The sequence below is a fragment of the Pseudomonas sp. MBLB4123 genome (assembly GCF_051904775.1).
Lineage (GTDB): Bacteria > Pseudomonadota > Gammaproteobacteria > Pseudomonadales > Pseudomonadaceae > Aquipseudomonas > Aquipseudomonas benzenivorans_B.
Genome location: NZ_CP196711.1, coordinates 4,373,214 through 4,388,176, shown reverse-complemented (window position 1 = coordinate 4,388,176; position 14,963 = coordinate 4,373,214). Strand labels below are relative to the sequence as shown.

The 14,963-nt window shown below is 67.4% G+C and carries 12 protein-coding genes; 1 reads left to right on the top strand and 11 read right to left on the bottom strand.

The window, feature by feature from the left end:
• Positions 1 to 154 precede the first annotated feature (154 nt).
• Positions 155 to 2,890, bottom strand: a complete 2,736-nt coding sequence (secA, locus tag ACSX1C_RS20365) for a preprotein translocase subunit SecA (RefSeq protein ID WP_439887609.1) — start codon at positions 2,888 to 2,890, stop codon at positions 155 to 157.
• Positions 2,891 to 3,008: 118 nt separating this feature from the next.
• Positions 3,009 to 3,935 carry a M23 family metallopeptidase gene (locus ACSX1C_RS20360; RefSeq protein WP_439887608.1) on the bottom strand — a complete coding sequence of 309 codons (927 nt, stop codon included), beginning with the start codon at positions 3,933 to 3,935 and terminating at the stop codon, positions 3,009 to 3,011.
• Positions 3,936 to 4,016: 81 nt separating this feature from the next.
• On the opposite strand from ACSX1C_RS20360, the gene ACSX1C_RS20355 reads away from it, so the two are divergent.
• A complete protein-coding gene (locus ACSX1C_RS20355; protein ID WP_318643231.1) occupies positions 4,017 to 4,469 on the top strand; it encodes a DciA family protein in 453 nt (150 codons plus the stop codon).
• Between the two features lie 81 nt (positions 4,470 to 4,550).
• Here ACSX1C_RS20355 and lpxC read toward each other — a convergent pair whose 3' ends face one another.
• The 9 genes from lpxC to murD form a co-directional block, all read right to left on the bottom strand.
• Positions 4,551 to 5,462, bottom strand: a complete 912-nt coding sequence (gene lpxC, locus ACSX1C_RS20350; RefSeq protein ID WP_318643233.1) for a UDP-3-O-acyl-N-acetylglucosamine deacetylase — start codon at positions 5,460 to 5,462, stop codon at positions 4,551 to 4,553.
• 112 nt (positions 5,463 to 5,574) lie between these two features.
• A complete protein-coding gene (ftsZ, locus tag ACSX1C_RS20345) occupies positions 5,575 to 6,759 on the bottom strand; it encodes a cell division protein FtsZ (RefSeq protein ID WP_439887607.1) in 1,185 nt (394 codons plus the stop codon).
• 54 nt (positions 6,760 to 6,813) lie between these two features.
• Complete coding sequence (ftsA, locus tag ACSX1C_RS20340; RefSeq protein ID WP_318643236.1) at positions 6,814 to 8,061, bottom strand: cell division protein FtsA; 1,248 nt, start codon at positions 8,059 to 8,061, stop codon at positions 6,814 to 6,816.
• A gap of 20 nt (positions 8,062 to 8,081) precedes the next feature.
• Positions 8,082 to 8,939 (bottom strand): cell division protein FtsQ/DivIB, encoded by an 858-nt coding sequence (locus ACSX1C_RS20335; protein ID WP_439887606.1) that lies wholly within the window; start codon positions 8,937 to 8,939, stop codon positions 8,082 to 8,084.
• A 3-nt stretch (positions 8,940 to 8,942) separates the two neighbouring features.
• Positions 8,943 to 9,893, bottom strand: a complete 951-nt coding sequence (locus tag ACSX1C_RS20330; protein ID WP_439887605.1) for a D-alanine--D-alanine ligase — start codon at positions 9,891 to 9,893, stop codon at positions 8,943 to 8,945.
• On the bottom strand, positions 9,890 to 11,314 hold the full coding sequence (gene murC, locus ACSX1C_RS20325) for a UDP-N-acetylmuramate--L-alanine ligase (RefSeq protein WP_439889451.1): 1,425 nt from the start codon (positions 11,312 to 11,314) through the stop codon (positions 9,890 to 9,892). The genes ACSX1C_RS20330 and murC overlap by 4 nt, the downstream gene beginning before the upstream one ends.
• Positions 11,315 to 11,327: 13 nt before the next feature.
• A complete protein-coding gene (murG, locus tag ACSX1C_RS20320) occupies positions 11,328 to 12,398 on the bottom strand; it encodes an undecaprenyldiphospho-muramoylpentapeptide beta-N-acetylglucosaminyltransferase (protein WP_439887604.1) in 1,071 nt (356 codons plus the stop codon).
• The gene (gene ftsW, locus ACSX1C_RS20315; RefSeq protein ID WP_439887603.1) at positions 12,388 to 13,614 is read right to left on the bottom strand and encodes a putative lipid II flippase FtsW; all 1,227 of its coding nucleotides are present in this window, start codon (positions 13,612 to 13,614) and stop codon (positions 12,388 to 12,390) included. Before ftsW ends, murG begins: the two co-directional genes overlap by 11 nt.
• On the bottom strand, positions 13,614 to 14,960 hold the full coding sequence (gene murD / locus ACSX1C_RS20310; protein WP_439887602.1) for a UDP-N-acetylmuramoyl-L-alanine--D-glutamate ligase: 1,347 nt from the start codon (positions 14,958 to 14,960) through the stop codon (positions 13,614 to 13,616). Before murD ends, ftsW begins: the two co-directional genes overlap by 1 nt.
• Positions 14,961 to 14,963 lie beyond the last annotated feature (3 nt).

Below are 14,963 nucleotides of genomic sequence, written 5' to 3'. Positions count from 1 at the left end.
GCTCGCCCGGCATCGACGCCCTGTGGATAGAGGACCTGCCAGGGGACAGGACCGGATTCGATGGTAAAACGCCGCGAGCGGTGTCGACCGTTCGCGGCGTTGCAAGCCTGGACCCAGCATAGCCGAGACCTGCCGGGCGATGCCCGGCGGGGCCTTAGCTGACCTGGCCGTGGCAGTGCTTGTACTTCTTGCCGGAGCCGCAGGGGCAAGGCTCGTTGCGGCCGATCTTCTGCTCGGCGCGCACCGGCGCCGCGGCCACCGCCACATCGCCGTCCTCGGCCACGGCCTCGGGCTGAGCCAGGGCGGACGCCTGGGCATGCTGGAACTGCATGCGCTCGGCCAGCGCCTCGGCCTCGCGGCGCAGGCGGGCTTCTTCCTCGGCCGGGTCCTCGCGGCGCACCTGGACATGGGACAGCACGCGGATGGTGTCGCGCTTGATGGAATCGAGCAGTTCCTGGAACAGGGTGAAGGATTCGCGCTTGTACTCCTGCTTGGGATTCTTCTGCGCATAGCCGCGCAGGTGAATGCCGTGACGCAGGTGATCCATGGTCGACAGGTGGTCCTTCCACAGGTCGTCCAGCACCCGCAGCAGGATCTGCTTCTCGAAGGTACGCAGGGCCTCGGCGCTGGCCAGCTCTTCCTTCTCGTTGTAGGCGGCGACCAGCTCCTGGAGGATGCGCTCGCGCAGGGTTTCCTCGTACAGCTTGGCGTCCTCGTCGAGCCACTGCTGGACCGGCAGTTTCGCACCGAAGCCGCTGTGCAGCGCCTCCTCCAGGCCGGGAATGTCCCACTGCTCGGGCATCGACTGCGGCGGAATGTGGGCGCTGATGGTGCCGTCCAGCACCTCGCGGCGGAACTCGGCGATGGTCTCGCCGATGTCGTCGGCGGCCAGCAGGGTGTTGCGCATGTGATAGATCACCTTGCGCTGCTCGTTGGCCACGTCGTCGAATTCCAGCAACTGCTTGCGCATGTCGAAGTTGCGCCCCTCGACCTTGCGCTGGGCCTTCTCGATGGCGTTGGTCACCATGCGGTGCTCGATCGCCTCGCCGGCCTGCATGCCCAGGGCCTTCATGAAATTCTTCACCCGGTCCGAGGCGAAGATGCGCATCAGGCTGTCTTCCAGCGACAGGTAGAAGCGGCTGGAGCCCGGGTCGCCCTGACGGCCGGCGCGGCCGCGCAGCTGGTTGTCGATGCGCCGCGACTCGTGACGCTCGGAGGCGATCACGTGCAGGCCACCGGCCTCGATCACCTGCTGATGGCGCTTCTGCCAATCGGCCTTGATCTGCGCCACCTGCTCGGCAGTGGGGCTCTCCAGCGCCGCCACCTCGACCTCCCAGTTGCCACCCAGGAGGATGTCGGTGCCGCGGCCGGCCATGTTGGTGGCGATGGTCAGGGCGCCCGGGCGCCCGGCCTGGGCGATGATCTCGGCTTCCTTCTCGTGGAACTTGGCGTTGAGCACCTTGTGCTCGATGCCTTCCTTGTTCAGCAGCGCCGAGACGTACTCGGAGGTCTCGATCGAGGCGGTACCGACCAGGATCGGCCGGCCCTGGGCCTGGCACTCCTTGATGTCGGTGATGATGGCCGCGTACTTCTCTTCCTGGGTCAGATAGACCAGGTCGTTGAAGTCCTTGCGCGCCAGCGGCCGGTTGGTCGGAATCACCACCACGGCCAGGCCGTAGATCTGGTGGAACTCGAAGGCCTCGGTGTCGGCGGTGCCGGTCATGCCGGACAGCTTGGCGTACAGGCGGAAGTAGTTCTGGAAGGTGGTCGAAGCCAGGGTCTGGCTCTCGGCCTGGATCGGCAGCCCTTCCTTGGCCTCGATGGCCTGGTGCAGGCCCTCGGACAGGCGCCGCCCCGGCATGGTGCGGCCGGTGTGCTCGTCGATCAGCAGCACCTGGTTGTTCTGCACGATGTACTCGACGTTGCGCTGGAACAGGGTGTGGGCGCGCAGGCCGGCATAGACGTGGGTCAACAGGCCCAGGTTGTGCGCCGAGTAGAGGCTCTCGCCCTCGGCCAGCAGGCCGGCCTGGGTCAGCATGTCCTCGACGAACTGATGGCCGGCCTCGTTCAGCTCGACCTGGCGGGTCTTCTCGTCGACCTTGTAGTGGCCTTCCTGGGTGACCACGCCCTCCTCTTCCTCGATGTGCCGCTTGAGGCGCGGGATCAGCCGGTTGACCTCGGTGTACAGCTTGGAGCTGTCCTCGGCCTGGCCGGAGATGATCAGCGGGGTGCGCGCCTCGTCGATGAGGATCGAGTCGACTTCGTCGATCACCGCGAAGTTCAGCTCGCGCTGGAACTTCTCGTCCAGGCTGAAGGCCATGTTGTCGCGCAGGTAGTCGAAGCCGAATTCGTTGTTGGTGCCGTAGGTGATGTCGGCGGCATAGGCCGCGCGCTTCTCTTCCGGCGGCATGAAGGGCGTGACGATGCCCACCGACATGCCGAGGAATTCGTACAGCGGGCGCATCCAGTTGGCGTCGCGGCGGGCCAGGTAGTCGTTGACCGTGACCACGTGCACGCCCTTGCCGGACAGCGCGTTGAGGTAGACCGCCAGGGTCGCCACCAGGGTCTTGCCTTCGCCGGTGCGCATCTCGGCGATCTTGCCTTCGTGCAGGGTCATGCCGCCGATCAGCTGCACGTCGAAGTGGCGCATGCCCATCACCCGCTTGCCCGCCTCGCGGGCTACGGCGAAGGCTTCGGCCAGCAGTTGATCGAGGGTTTCGCCTTGCGCCAGGCGGGCCTTGAATTCGTCGGTCTTGGCGCGCAGCTGCTCGTCCGAGAGTGCGAGCATCTGCTCCTCGAAGGCATTGACGGTTTGCACCATCTTGAGCATGCGTTTGACTTCACGCTCATTCTTGCTTCCAAAGAGTTTCTTCAACAAAGGCGCAAACATATCGACAGGATCTTCCAGGCGTATGGATGGAGGGCGGCCCGCGGACGGCCCATGGCAGCCCTCATGGCTGCGTGCGAAGGGGGCATTCTACCCGGAAACGGGGATGAGGAAAGCGGCGTTATTCCACGCCGCTGACCCGCGCGATGAAGCTGGTGGGGTTGACCACCCGGCCATTTTTGCTGACTTCGAAGTGCACGTGGTAGCCGGTCGAGCGCCCAGTGCTGCCGACCTCGGCGATGGTCTGACCACGCTGAACCAGGTCACCGACCTGCACCAGATTTCGCCGATTGTGCGCGTAGAGGGTGACATAGCCGTCGGCATGACTGATCTCCACCGTGTTGCCGTAACCGGAGCGCCGGCCGGAGGCCGTGACCACCCCGGCGGCCACGGCCACCACGGCGCTGCCGGCCTTGGCGGCGAAGTCCACGCCCTTGTGCACGCTCGGCCGACCGCTCAACGGGTCGGTGCGGCGGCCGAACGGCGAGGAGACGTAGCCCTGTAGCACCGGCCGACCGGCCAGGTACTCGGCCTCGTCGAGACGACGCTCGGCCAGCAGCTGCTCCAGCACTTCGAGCTGCTGCTCGCGGCTGTCCAGGCGCAGGGCCAGTTCGTCCAGGGTGCTGATAAAGGGTGGCGGTGCATAGGCGGCGCCGTCGAGGATTTCCTCCGGACCGCCCTGACCGACATCCAGGGAGAAGTCGAACTCGCTGGAATCCAGCTCGGCCAGTTCGGTCAGGCGCTCGCCCAGGGCATCCAGGCGGGTCAGGCGCGCCTGCAGCTCGGCGACATGGGCGGCGAAGGCGTCCAGTTGACGCTGGGCATCGACACGCACCGCGCCGACCTCGGCGCGCTGGCGATCCAGGGCCTCGGCGATCTGCGCATTGTCCTGCAGGCCGGGCGACTGCGGCGCCCACCAGGCGCCCACCGCCACCCCGCTGCCGAGCGCGATGGCGACCAGCGCCGCCAGCGTCAGCAGCAGCCAGCGCAACTCCAGGCTGAGCGAGCGCGCGGCGCCGTGGCGCCGACTGAGTAAGATGATTTGCATGGCTTCCCCTATAAGGTGGGGCCCAAGGCGGCGGCAGGGTTTCTGCTACCATGGCGGCTCCACAATTTCAGGCGTCCTGCCATGACCTTTCGTCCCTTGCCGGCTCGAGCCCCCGCCGCGCTGTTGCGCGAAGCGAAGCCCCTGAAAGCACTGTTCAACCAGGCGCAACGCCTCGATCATCTGCAGCGCTTGCTGGAGAGCCAGCTGCAACCTGCGGCCCGCGAGCACTGCCATGTGGCGTCGTGGCGCGAGGGTTGCCTGCTTCTTATCGTCACCGATGGCCACTGGGCCACCCGTTTGCGTTACCAGCAACGGCGCCTGCTCAGGCAGTTGCAGGCACTCGAAGAGTTCGCGACCTTAGCGAAAATCCTCTTCAAGGTGCAACCGCCGACTGCCGAAAGGCGTGCACCCGGTCGCACTATCGGTCTGTCCGACAGCGCCGCCGAGAACATTCAGGCCACCGCCGAGGGCATCAGCGATCCCAAGCTGCGCGCCGCCCTGGAGCGTCTGGCCAAGCACCGCGGCGCCGACTGAGCGCCGAGTTCGAGCGCAACACCCGAAAAAAAGAGGCCACCCCGGGGGTGGCCTCGACTCAACAACGGAAGGAGGTGTCGCTTACACGGCCGCAACCGGGCGCATGTAGGAGATCGGCGCGGACGTGGCATCCTCGAAAGTCACCATTTCCCAGGCATCGGTCTGCTCGATCAGGGTGCGCAGCAGGCGGTTGTTCAGCGCATGCCCCGACTTGAAGCCCTTGAACTCGCCGATCAGGCTGTTGCCCAGCAGGTAGAGATCGCCGATGGCATCGAGAATCTTGTGCTTGACGAACTCGTCCTCGTAACGCAGGCCGTCCTCGTTGAGCACGCGGTACTCGTCCACCACGATGGCGTTGTCCACGCTGCCGCCGAGCGCCAGGTTCTGCGAACGCAGGAACTCGATGTCGCGCATGAAGCCGAAGGTGCGCGCCCGGCTGACTTCCTTGACGAAGGAGGTGCTGGAGAAGTCCACGCTGGCCGACTGGGTGCGGTTGCGGAACACCGGGTGATCGAAGTCGATCTCGAAGGTCACCTTGAAACCATCGAAAGGCACGAAGGTGGCGCGCTTGTCGCCCTCCTCCACCGTGACCTCGCGGATGATGCGGATGAACTTCTTCGCCGCCTCCTGCTCCTGCAGGCCGGCGGATTGAATCAGGAATACGAAGGGACCGGCGCTGCCATCCATGATCGGCACTTCGGACGCGGAGAGTTCGACGTAGGCGTTATCGATGCCCAGGCCTGCCATGGCCGAAAGCAGGTGCTCTACCGTATCCACCTTGACGTCACCATTGACCAGGGTGGTCGACATGGTGGTTTCACCGACATTGCTCGCCCGCGCGGCGATTTCCACCACGGGGTCGAGATCGGTACGACGGAACACGATCCCGGTGTCCACAGGTGCCGGCTTCAGGGTCAGGTATACCTTCTCCCCGGAATGCAGGCCGACGCCGGTGGCGCGGATAATGTTCTTCAGGGTGCGTTGTCTGATCATGGCTCTGGCCGCTATAGCACTAGTTGCGAATTGTTTTCAACAATGGCCGGCGATAATAGCAGAACCGGCCTTTGCTGAACACCAATCACCCTAATACTCCTGATACATTCCATCAATCGGCCTGGCGACGCAGGAAGGCCGGGATATCCAGGTAATCCAGGTCGTCCTGTGGGTTCATCTTGGCCGCCGTGGCAGCACCGGAATGGCTCTGGCGCTGCACGGTAGGCCGCTCGTAGTCCTTGTAGTTGACGCTCTGCTCGGCACGCGCCGGGGCTGCCGGAGCCGCCACGGTGGCGTTGACCTGCACGGTGTTGTCGACCACCTTGACCGGCTTCTCGATGCGGGCGCCCAGACCGGTGGCGACCACGGTGACGTGCAGCTCGTCGCGCATGTCCGGATCGATCACGGTGCCCACCTTGACGGTGGCGTGCTCGGAGGCGAACTGCTCGATGATGTTGCCCACGTCCGAGTACTCGCCCAGGGACAGGTCCGGACCGGCGGTGATGTTCACCAGGATGCCGCGGGCGCCCTGCAGATTGACGTCCTCCAGCAGCGGGTTGCGGATCGCCGCCTCGGTGGCTTCGCGGGCGCGGTTCGGACCGCTGGCGCAGCCGGTGCCCATCATCGCCATGCCCATCTCGCTCATCACCGTCTTCACGTCGGCGAAGTCGACGTTGATCATGCCTGGACGCTTGATGATGTCGGAGATGCCGCGCACGGCGCCGGCCAGCACGTCGTCCGCCTTGGCAAAGGCCGACAGCAGGCTGGCGTCCTTGCCGAGGATGGTCAGCAGCTTCTCGTTGGGAATGGTGATCAACGAGTCGACGCTCTCGGCCAGGGCGCGGATGCCTTCGTCGGCGATCTGCATGCGCTTGCGGCCCTCGAAGGGGAACGGCCGGGTGACCACCGCCACGGTGAGAATGCCCAGCTCCTTGGCCACCTCGGCGATCACCGGGGCGGCGCCGGTGCCGGTGCCGCCGCCCATGCCGGTGGTGATGAACACCATATCGGTGCCCTGCAGCACTTCGGCGATACGCTCGCGATCCTCCAGCGCGGCCTGACGACCGACTTCCGGGTTGGCGCCGGCGCCCAGACCCTTGGTCACGCCCGGGCCGAGTTGCAGCACGGTACGCGCGCCGATGTTCTTCAGCGCTTGGGCATCGGTGTTGGCGCAGATGAACTCGACGCCCTCGATGTTGTTTTTCGCCATGTGGTTGACCGCGTTGCCACCGCCGCCGCCCACGCCTATTACCTTGATGACCGCGCTTTGCGGAACATTGTCTACTAGTTCGAACATAATCCCTCTCCTTCCTGTTCTAGTTGTAACGCCTACTGCACACGCCGCTGTACATCAGAAATTGCCCTGGACCCAGCGTTTCAGCCGCTCCAGTACCGGTGCCCTGGGTTCATCGCCATAGCCGCCGAGCGACGACATGGAGATGCCGTCGGCCTGCTTCTGCAGGCCATAGAGCAGCAGGCCCACGCTGGTGGAATAAATCGGGTTGCGCACCACGTCGGCCAGGCCCTTGACGCTGTGGGGTACGCCCAAACGCACCGGCATATGGAAGATCTCCTCGGCCAGTTCGACCGCGCCTTCCATCTTCGCCGTGCCGCCGGTGAGCACGATGCCCGCCGGGATCAGGTCCTCGTAACCGCTGCGCCGCAGCTCGGCCTGGATCAGGGTGAACAGCTCGTCGTAGCGCGGCTCGACCACCTCGGCCAGGGACTGGCGCGACAGGTCGCGCGGCGGCCGGTCGCCGACGCTGGGCACCTTGATGGTCTCGCCGGCCCCGGCCAGTTTGGCCAGGGCGCAGGCGTAGCGGATCTTGATCTCCTCGGCGTACTGGGTCGGGGTACGCAGGGCCATGGCGATGTCGTTGGTGACCTGATCGCCGGCGATCGGGATCACCGCGGTGTGGCGGATCGCCCCCTCGGTGAAGATGCAGATGTCGGTGGTGCCGCCGCCGATGTCGACCAGGCATACACCCAGCTCCTTCTCGTCCTCGGTGAGCACGGCATAGGCCGAGGCCAGCTGCTCGAGGATGATGTCGTCGACCTCCAGGCCGCAGCGGCGCACGCACTTCTCGACATTCTGCGCCGCGTTCACCGCGCAGGTGACCACGTGCACCTTGGCCTCCAGACGCACGCCGGACATGCCCAGGGGCTCGCGCACGCCCTCCTGGTTGTCGATCACGTAGTCCTGCGGCAGGGTGTGCAGCACCCGCTGGTCGGCCGGAATGGCCACAGCCTGGGCCGCGTCCAGCACCCGCTCGAGGTCGGCCGGGCTGACCTCGCGGTCGCGGATGGCGACGATGCCGTGGCTGTTGAGGCTGCGGATATGGTTGCCGGCCACGCCGACGAAGGCCGAGTGGATGCGGCAGCCGGCCATCAGCTGCGCCTCCTCCACCGCCCGCTGGATCGACTGCACGGTGGATTCGATGTTCACCACCACGCCCTTCTTCAGGCCGCGCGAGGGGTGGGTACCGATGCCGACGATCTCCAGCTGGCCGTCGGCCGTCACCTCGCCCACCAGCGCCACCACCTTGGAGGTGCCGATGTCCAGGCCGACGATCATCTTGCCGCTCTGCACGTTTGCCATTTGTCCTGTCTTCTCCTGATTCACTGCACGGCCACCTTGTCGGCCGCCGCCGGCGCGACCGGCTCGCGCCACGCCACGGCCAGGCCGTTGGCGTAACGCAGATCGATGCGCGCGATGTTCGTCTGTTGCGCCTTCAGCGCCTTGTCGTAGATGGCACTGAAACGGCGGATCTTCTCCACCAGATGGTCCCGCCCCAGGAGCAGCTCGATGCCCTGGGCGGTGGACAGGAACCAGCTGCCGCGCTCGCGCAGCTCCAGACGCGCCACCGAGAAACCCATCGGTCGCAGCATCTGGCTGAGCACCTGGTACTGTTGCATCACCTGCTGCTGCGCGCGCTTGGGCCCATACAGCTGCGGCAGGTGCTCGTAGTGCGCCAGCTCCCGCGGGGCGAAAGCCTGGCCCTGGTTGTTGAGCAGCGCCTCGTCGCCCCAGCGGGCGATCGGCAATTGTTCCTCCAGACGCACCAGCACCTGGTCCGGCCAGACCCGGCGCACCTCGGCGCTGGCGATCCAGGGCATCCGCTCCAGCTCGTGGCGCATGCCCAGCAGGTCGACGCTGAAGAAGCTCGCGCTGACGAAGGGCGCGATGCGCTGCTGCACCGCCTGCTGGCTGATGTAGCTCAGATCGCCCTCGACGCTGATCTTGGCGATCGGCCGATCGGCATAAGGCAACAGGCGCTGGGCCAGCTCATAGGCGCCGACACCCAGCACCAATAACAGCAACGGCCAGGTGATGCGCTTGAGCAGACCGAAGCTGGGCTTGGGCAGGCGCGCGCCGATCGGCTCCTTGGCCACCAGGCGGCTGGCGCCGCGCGGCGCAGACTTGCCGCGCACGGGAATGCGTGGCGAATCTGGCTGATGACGAAGGACGGCCCCCATGGCTTAACCCCGTGCCTCGAGACTGTCGGCGAGGATCGCCAACACCAGCTGCTGGAAGTCCAGGCCGGCGGCCTGGGCGGCCATCGGCACCAGGCTGTGGTCGGTCATGCCCGGCACGGTGTTGACTTCCAGCAGCCAGAACTGGCCGACGGCGTCCTGCATCACGTCGACCCGCGCCCAGCCCTGGGTGCCGACCGCCTCGCAGGCGCGCACGGTCAGTTCCTTCAACTCATTCTCCTGGGCCGCCGCCAGGCCGCAGGGAATGCGGTACTGGGTGTCACTGGCCAGGTACTTGGCGTCGTAGTCGTAGAAGCTGTGCGGCGTGCCCAGGGCGATCGGCGGCAGCACCTGGCCGCGCAGCACGGCGACGGTGAACTCGGGACCGCTGATCCACTGTTCCACCAGCACCTGCGAGTCGTACTGGCTGGCGTCCTGCCAGGCGGCGATCAGCTCGTCCACCGACTGCACCTTGGCCATGCCGATGCTCGAGCCTTCGTGGGCCGGCTTGACGATCAGCGGGAAGCCCAGCTCGGCGGCGGCCGCACGGCAGTCCTCGACGCTGGCCAGCGCCGCGTGGCGCGGCGTCGGCAGGCCCAGGCTCTGCCACACCTGCTTGGTGCGCAGCTTGTCCATGGCCAGGGCCGAGGCGAGAATGCCGCTGCCGGTGTAGGGAATCCCGGCGCACTCGAGCAGGCCCTGCATGCTGCCGTCCTCGCCGCCGCGGCCGTGCAGCACGATGAAGGCGCGGTCGATTTTTTCCGCCAGAAGACGCGACAGGAAGTCGTCGCCGACATCGATGCCGAAGGCGTCCACCCCGGCGTTCTGCAAGGCGCGCAACACGGCATTGCCGGACTTCAGCGACACCTCGCGCTCGGCGCTCTTGCCGCCGAACAGCACGGCCACGCGGCCGAAGGCCGCCACCGGCACTTGCGATTTCAGGTTCTCGGCGCTCATTTCGACTCACCTTGGCCCGCGGCGAACAGCGGGCTCTGCAGCAGTTGCGGGGCCAGGCCGCCGATGTCGCCGGCGCCCTGACAGAGGAGGATGTCGCCGGCGCGCAGCAGCGGCTTGATCAGCGGCGCCAGCTCGATGCCGCGCTCGATATAGATGGGGTCCAGCTGGCCGCGCTGGCGGATGCTGTGGCACAGCTGGCGGCTGTCGGCGCCGGGGATCGGCTCCTCGCCGGCCGGGTAGACCTCCATCAGCAGCAGCACGTTGGCATCGGCCAGCACCTGGACGAAGTCGTCGTACAGGTCGCGGGTGCGGCTGAAGCGGTGCGGCTGGTAGACCATCACCAGGCGGCGCTCCGGCCAGCCGCCGCGCACGGCCTTGATCACCGCGGCGACCTCGCGCGGGTGGTGGCCGTAGTCGTCGACCAGCATCACGCTGCCACCCTCGACCGGCAGCTCGCCGTACACCTGGAAGCGCCGGCCGACGCCCTGGAAGCCGGACAGGCCCTGGACGATGGCCGCGTCGCTGATGCCCTCGTCGGTGGCGATGGCGATGGTCGCCAGGGCATTGAGCACGTTGTGGTTGCCCGGCATGTTGACCGACACCTCCAGCGGCTCGCGCTCGCGCCGCAGCACGGTGAAGTGGGTCTGCATGCCCTGCTGGCGCACGTTGATCGCACGCACGTCGGCGTCCTCGCCGAAGCCGTAGGTGACGGTCGGACGCGCCACCTGCGGCAGGATTTCGCGCACCACCGGGTCGTCCACGCAGACCACCGCCAGGCCGTAGAACGGCAGGTTGTGGAGGAACTCGACGAAGGTCTTCTTCAACTTGTTGAAGTCGCCCTCGTAGGTGCTCATGTGGTCCATGTCGATGTTGGTGACCACCGCGACCATCGGCTGCAGGTGCAGGAAGCTGGCGTCGCTCTCGTCCGCCTCGGCGATCAGGTAGCGGCTGGTGCCGAGCTGGGCGTTGGTGCCGGCGGCGTTCAGGCGGCCGCCGATGACGAAGGTCGGGTCCAGGCCGCCTGCGGCGAACACCGAGGCCAGCAGGCTGGTGGTGGTGGTCTTGCCGTGGGTGCCGGCCACCGCCACGCCGTGGCGGTAGCGCATCAGCTCGGCGAGCATCTCGGCCCGCGGCACCACCGGAATGCGCCGCTCCAGGGCGGTGGCGACTTCCGGGTTGGCGGTATTGATGGCGCTGGAGACCACCAGCACGTCGGCGCTCTCGGCGTTCTCGGCGCGGTGGCCGATGAAGATCTGCGCGCCGAACCGCTCCAGGCGCTCGGTCACCGCCGACCCCTTGAGGTCGGAGCCGGACACCTGGTAGCCCAGGTTCAGCAGTACCTCGGCGATGCCGCACATGCCGGCGCCGCCGATGCCGACGAAGTGGATACGGCGGATGCGGCGCATTTCCGGTTGCGGCATGGCTTTGCGACTCTCAACCACGGGCCACCTCCAGGCAGATCTCGACCACGTTGCGGGTGGCGTCGGGTTTGGCCAGGCGGCGCGCGGTGCGCGCCATGTCGTTCAATCGTTCGGGGTGCATCAGAACCTCGGTCAGCTGCGCGGCCAGCGTGGCGGCGTCAGTGGAGCGTTGCGGCAGCAGCACGGCGGCGCCTTCACGGGCGAGGTAGCCGGCGTTCTGCGTCTGGTGATCGTCGATGGCGTGGGGCAGCGGCAGCAGGAACGACGGCAGCCCCGCGGCGGCCAGCTCGCTGACGGTCAGGGCCCCGGCCCGGCACACCACCAGGTCGGCCCAGGCGTAGGCCCGCGCCATGTCGCCGATGAAGGGCGCGACCTGCGCTTCGACGCCGGCGGCGCGATAACGTTCGCCGGTCACCTCGGCATGTTGCTTGCCGGCCTGGTGAAACACCTCCGGGCGCAGCTCGGCGGACACCTGGGCCAGGGCCTCAGGCAGCAGCTTGTTGAGCGGTTCGGCGCCCAGGCTGCCGCCGAGGATCAGCAGACGTGGGCGGCGATTGCGCAAGGCCTCGCGCGGGGTCTCGAGGAACAGCTCCTCGCGCACCGGGTTGCCGGTGGTGCGGCGCTTGGCGCTGCTGGTGAAGGTCTCCGGGAAGGCCTCGCAGACGCGGCTGGCAAACGGCACCAGGCTGCGGTTGGCGGTGCCGGCCACGGCGTTCTGCTCGTGGATGACCAGCGGCGCGCCGCAGAGCCGGGCCGCCAGGCCGCCGGGTCCGGTGACGTAACCGCCCATGCCGAGCACGCAGACCGGCTGCAGTTCGTGGACGATCTTGCGCGCCTGCCACAGTGCCTTGAGCAATTGAAAGGGGGCCTTGAGCAGCGACAGCTTGCCCTTGCCGCGCAGGCCGGAAACCTGGATCAGGTGCAACGGCAGGCCGGCCGCCGGCACCAGCTCGTTCTCGATGCCCCGCGGCGTGCCCAGCCAGTGCACGCGGTAGCCGCGCGCCTGGAACTCGCGGGCGCAGGCCAGCGCCGGGAACACGTGGCCGCCGGTGCCGCCGGCCATGATCAGCACGTTACCGGGCATGGGCCACCTCCTCAGAGTGACCGTCTTCGGCGAAGTCCGCCTCGACGAACTCGACCTCCGCGCTGCCCAGCTGGGTGCGTCGCTCCCATTCGATGCGCAGCAGCAGCGCCAGGCTGACGCAGCAGATCACCAGGGAGCTGCCGCCGTAGCTGAGGAACGGCAGGGTCAGGCCCTTGGTCGGCAGCAGGCCGACGTTCACGCCGATGTTGATCAGCACCTGGCCGATCCACAGGAATGCCAGGCCATAGGCCACATAGGCCGAGAAGAACTGCTTGGCCTTCTCCGCCCACAGGCCGATATACAGGGCGCGCACGCTGACGAAGACGAACAGGGCGACGGTGGCCAGGGCACCGAGCATGCCCAGCTCCTCGGCGAGCACGGCGAAGACGAAGTCGGTGTGCGCCTCCGGCAGGTAGAACTGCTTCTGGATGCTGTTGCCCAGGCCGACGCCGAACCATTCGCCGCGACCGAAGGCGATCAGCGCCTGGCTCAGCTGGTAACCGGCGCCGTACTGGTCGGCCCAGGGGTCGATGAAGTTGGTCAGGCGCTCCAGGCGATAGGCCTGACTGGTCATCACCAGCCCGCCCACGGCCAGCACACCGGCCGCCAGGGGGATGAAGCGCAGCAGGTTGACCCCGCCGAGGAACAGCATGGCGATGGACGCGCCGACCAGCACCACGGTGGCGCCGAAGTCCGGCTCGGCCAGCAGCAGCATGGCCATGGGCCCGAGCACCAGCAGCGGCTTGAGGAAGCCGGTGAGCTTCTCGCGCACCTCGGCCTGGCGGCGCACCAGGTAGGCGGCGATAAACATCACGGTGAACAGCTTGGCCAGCTCGGACGGCTGCAGGTTGAACAGGCCGAAGCCTATCCAGCGCTTGGCGCCATTGACCTCGCGGCCGATACCCGGCAGCAGCACCAGGACCAGCAGGACGAAGGCCGCCAGCAGCAGCACGCCGCTCAGGCGCTGCCACAGGGCCATGGGAATGCTCAGGGTGATGAGGGCGGCGGTCACGCCGATCGCCAGGTAGATCAGGTGGCGCACCATGTAGTACAGCGGGTTACCGGACAGCGCCGCCGCCACTTCGGTGGACGCCGAGGCGATCATCACCAGCCCCAGGCCGAGCAGCGCCAGGCAACCGGCCAGCAGCGGGAAGTCCAGGTCGATGCCGCGCCGCGTGCGCAGCGGCGAGGGTGCGGCGAGCAGTTGCCCGAGCATCACTGCAGCCCCTCCACGGCCTGGGCGAACAGGCGTCCGCGCTCTTCGAAGTTCTTGAACATGTCCAGGCTGGCGCAGGCCGGCGACAGCAGCACGGCATCGCCGGGCTCGGCCAGCTCGGCGCAGCGCTGCACCGCCTCGTCCAGACTGGCGACACGAATCAGCGGCACGCCATCGCCCAGGGCTGCAGCCAGGCGCTCGGCATCGCGGCCGAGCAGCAGCACCGCACGGCAGTAACGCGCCACCGGCGCGGCCAGGGCGGAGAAGTCCGCGCCCTTGCCGTCGCCACCGGCGACCAGCAGCAGCCGGCCGGCGATATCCGCGCCGAGCCCCTCGATGGCGGCCAGGGCGGCGCCGACGTTGGTGGCCTTGGAGTCGTCGTAGTAATTCACCTGGCGCAGCTCGCGCAGCCACTGGCAACGGTGCGGCAGGCCGGCGAACGCCTTCAGGGCCTGCAGCATCGGCGCCAGCGGCAGGCCGACCGCATGGCCCAGGGCCAGGGCCGCCAGGGCGTTGGACTGGTTGTGGGCACCGCGGATCTTCAGCTCCGCGGTCGGCAGCAGGCGCTCGAACTGGTAACCCAGGTATTTTTCGCCGCCCTCCTCGATCAGGCCGAAGCGCTTGAAGTCGGGCTTGCCCAGGCCGAAGCTCCAGCACGGCACCTGGTCGGCGATCAGCGGCCGCGACAGCGGATCGTCGCGATTGACCACCACCTGGCGGGCGCCGCGGAAGATGCGGTGCTTGGCCAGGTGGTAGTGCTGCAGATCAGCGTAGCGATCCATGTGGTCTTCGCTGATGTTCAGGCAGGTGGCCACCTCGGCATTGAGCTGCTCGGTGGTCTCCAGCTGGAAGCTGGACAGCTCCAGCACGTACAGCTCGACCTCGTCGCTGAGCAGGTCGAGGGCCGGCGTGCCCAGGTTGCCGCCGACCGCCACCCTCTTGCCGGCCGCCGCGGCCATCTCGCCGACCAGGGTGGTCACGGTGCTCTTGGCGTTGGAGCCGGTGATGGCGACGATCGGTGCCTTGGCATGCCGGGCGAACAGGTCGATGTCGCCGGACAGCTTAACCCCGCGGGCCGCAGCCGCCTGCAGCGCCGGGGTGGCGACGGCCAGACCGGGGCTGACCAGCAGTTCGCTGGCGCGGCAGAGGAACTCCACGTCCAGCTCGCCGCAGCGCACTTCCACCTGCGGGAACTGCTCACGCAGGGTGGCCAGCTCCGGCGGGTTCGCCCGCGTATCGACCACGGCGAAGCGCACGCCCTGCTGCGCCAGGAAGCGCACCAGGGACATGCCACTCTTGCCGAGGCCGACAACGATGCGGAACTGGTCGGAAGCGATCAACGACACTCT